General features: G+C 52.6%; 3 protein-coding genes. All 3 read left to right on the forward strand.

What is annotated here, in order from left to right:
• Window positions 1-543, forward strand: a 543-nt coding sequence (locus ACQY18_RS06525; RefSeq protein WP_428039288.1) for a phospholipase D-like domain-containing protein, incomplete at its 5' end; no start/stop codon positions are given.
• Window positions 544-545: 2 nt separating this feature from the next.
• Window positions 546-1,286: an endonuclease/exonuclease/phosphatase family protein gene (locus ACQY18_RS06530; RefSeq protein WP_428039289.1), complete on the forward strand. Its 741-nt coding sequence runs from the start codon at window positions 546-548 to the stop codon at window positions 1,284-1,286.
• A gap of 48 nt (window positions 1,287-1,334) precedes the next feature.
• On the forward strand, window positions 1,335-2,819 hold the full coding sequence (locus ACQY18_RS06535) for a monomeric [FeFe] hydrogenase (protein WP_428039290.1): 1,485 nt from the start codon (window positions 1,335-1,337) through the stop codon (window positions 2,817-2,819).
• Window positions 2,820-2,868 lie beyond the last annotated feature (49 nt).

The raw sequence follows: 2,868 nt of genomic DNA on the forward strand, positions 1-2,868 counted from the left end.
CCCGCTCGGATTATCCCGGACGGGCCGGACAGCGACTACGGCAAACTGCAACTGATGCTTTGCGGCGCCTTAAACTGCGCCCAGCAAAGCGTATCCATTGTGACCCCGTATTTCCTGCCGGAAGAAGACGTATTAAACGCGCTGGAACTGGCCAGTTTGCGCGGCGTAAATGTGGAAATCATCCTGCCCGCCAAAAGCAATATTTTTGGGATGGATTGGGCCATGCAGGCCAACTTTGCGCGCTTACTTAAACGCGGCATAAAAATCTACCGCACCCCGGCCCCGTTTGACCACAGCAAATTAATGGTGGCGGATAATGCGTGGGTGTTTGCCGGCTCCGCAAATTGGGACGTGCGGAGCTTAAAACTAAATTTTGAATGTAATATAGAATGTTTCAGCAAAACGCTGGCGGAGCAGGTATTAAAAATTATTCACGCCAAAAAAGCGGCCGCACAGCCGGAAACTTTCGGCACACACGCCAACACGCCGTGGCTCAAACAACTGCGCAACCGCGCGTTTAAGTTATTAACACCGTATTATTGATTATGTTTTATAAAATTCCTTCCCCCAACCGGGTTTTATTTTATAAAGGCACGCCGCGGCGGCGCAAATTGCCCGCCCGCTTTACCGTGTGCGTGTGGAATTTGCATAAATGCAAAGACCCCGGCTTTGCCCCGGCCTTTGCGGCTTGTTGCGCCCGGGCCGATTTGTTTTTAACGCAAGAGGCCGTTTTCCGGCCGGGAACCGACAACCCTTTACTGCTCCCCGGGTTGGAATGGGCGGGGGCCGTCAGCTTTTTATCTCTCCGCCGGCATACCCCGATAGGGATAGCCACCGGGTGCCGGGCCCCGGCCCTGCAATCCGGCTACCGCGCCCAAGTGCTGGAGCCGTTTTTCAAAATGCCAAAAATGGCCCTTGCCACCGTGTACGATACGGAAAACGGCCCTTTACTGGTACTAAACATTCATGCCATTAATTTTAAGGGGCTAAACGCATTCAAACTGTATTTAGCCAAGGCGGCGGAACTGTTGGCGGGCTTCCCGGGTGCGGTACTGGTGGCGGGGGATTTTAACACCTGGAGCGGCGGGCGCTTAACGGCCCTTAAGCAAGCGGCCCGGGCGCTCAACTTGCAAGAGGCTGTTTTTGAGCCGGACACCCGCAAACGCTTTTGGGGCCGCCCGGTGGATTTCCTTTTTACCCGCGGCCTGCAAATAAACCGGGCGTGGGTGGAGCCGACCGCCGCGTCCGACCATCACCCCTTATGGGCCTGTTTGTCAATAGAATAGTGCCCCAAATATGCTAAAATATAAGAAAATTCACTTTTTTATAAATTTATGAATACAACTGATAATAAAGCCGTATTTTTCAAACGCCGCGCCTTAAAAGAGGTTATTGCGGCCTTTGACCGCGGAGAGCTGGAAACTGCCGCTTTCCGTATTCCCTTTACCGTGATTCCCAAAGAATCTAAATCCACGGTACGTTGCTGTATTTACAAGGAACGGGCGGTTTTCCGCGCGCGCACGTTGGCTGCTTTGGGCGGCAGTGTGGAACAGGACGACGAAGCCACCTCGCTCAACGAATACGCCAAACAAGCCCTTTTACGCAAAGACGTTCCCTCCACCCCGCTTACGGTTATGGATATTGCCTGCAAAGGGTGCGTAAAAGCCCGCCATTTGGTGACGGAAGCCTGCCAAGGTTGTTTGGCGCGCCCGTGCCAACAAGCGTGCCGCTTTGGGGCTATTTCGTTTGAAAACGGACATTCCAAAATTGACCCCGAAAAATGCAAAAACTGCGGCCAATGCAAAGAAGCCTGCCCCTACAACGCCATTACCTATGTGCCGGTACCGTGCGAACAATCCTGCCCGGTCAACGCAATTCACAAGGGCGAAAACGGCTTTGCGGAAATTGATTTTGATAAATGTATTTCCTGCGGACACTGCATGGACGCCTGCCCCTTTGGCGCCATTATGGAACGCAGCCAATTAGTGGACATTTTAAGCACCATTAAAAGCGGTAAAAAAATCTGCGCCATGGTGGCACCGTCTATTGTGGGGCAGTTTGACTGCACCTTGCCCCAACTGCTGACGGCTATTAAAAAAGCCGGGTTCACCAAAGCCACCGAGGTTGCCTTGGGGGCGGACGTCACCACCGCGCACGAAGCGGCCGAGCTGATTGAACGCCTGGAACGCGGCGATAAATTTATGACCACCTCTTGTTGCTCCGCGTGGATTCAGGCCGTTAAAAAACATTTGCCGGCCTTAAAACCGTTTGTATCCAGCACGCTTACCCCCATGGCTTATACCGCCGAAATTGAAAAGAAAAACGGTTTTGCCACCGTGTTTGTGGGGCCGTGCGTTTCCAAACGCGTGGAAGCCACCGAAAACGCCAATGTGGATTATGTAATGACGTACGAGGAGTTGGGCGCTTTGTTGGATGCCAAAAATATCAACCCGGCCGAATGTGAAGAAACCCCGCTTGACCCGTCCATTTCCGGCGAAAGCCGCTATTACGGCGTGACCGGCGGCGTGGCCCAAGCGGTAGAAAACGCCCTGCCCGGACACCCCATTAAAAAAATGGCGATTAACGGCTTGGATAAAAAAGCAATGCTTATGCTCCAAGCGTATGCGCGCGGCGTGGGCGACTTCCAGTTATTGGAAGTAATGAGTTGTAAAGGCGGCTGTATCGGCGGGCCTTGCACCTTAAAAAAACAGGCGCAAGTGATTAAACCCATTAAGGATTTAGTTGCCCAAAGCCCCAAAGTGAAACCCGCTGTCTTGCCCGAAAGCAACCCGGCCGAAAAGAAAGAACAATCTAAATAAGCCGTATTGAAACCCAACACCCCGGTTAAACAAACCGGGGTGTTTTTTT

Origin of the sequence: Candidatus Avelusimicrobium faecicola, from assembly GCA_900540405.1 — a bacterium.
Taxonomy (GTDB): Bacteria; Elusimicrobiota; Elusimicrobia; order Elusimicrobiales; family Elusimicrobiaceae; genus Avelusimicrobium; species Avelusimicrobium faecicola.

Coding starts and splice junctions, on each gene's coding strand:
- ACQY18_RS06530 (WP_428039289.1), top strand. CDS start 546: ATGTTTTATAAAATTCCTTCCCCCAACCGGGTTTTATTTTATAAAGGC.
- ACQY18_RS06535 (WP_428039290.1), top strand. CDS start 1,335: ATGAATACAACTGATAATAAAGCCGTATTTTTCAAACGCCGCGCCTTA.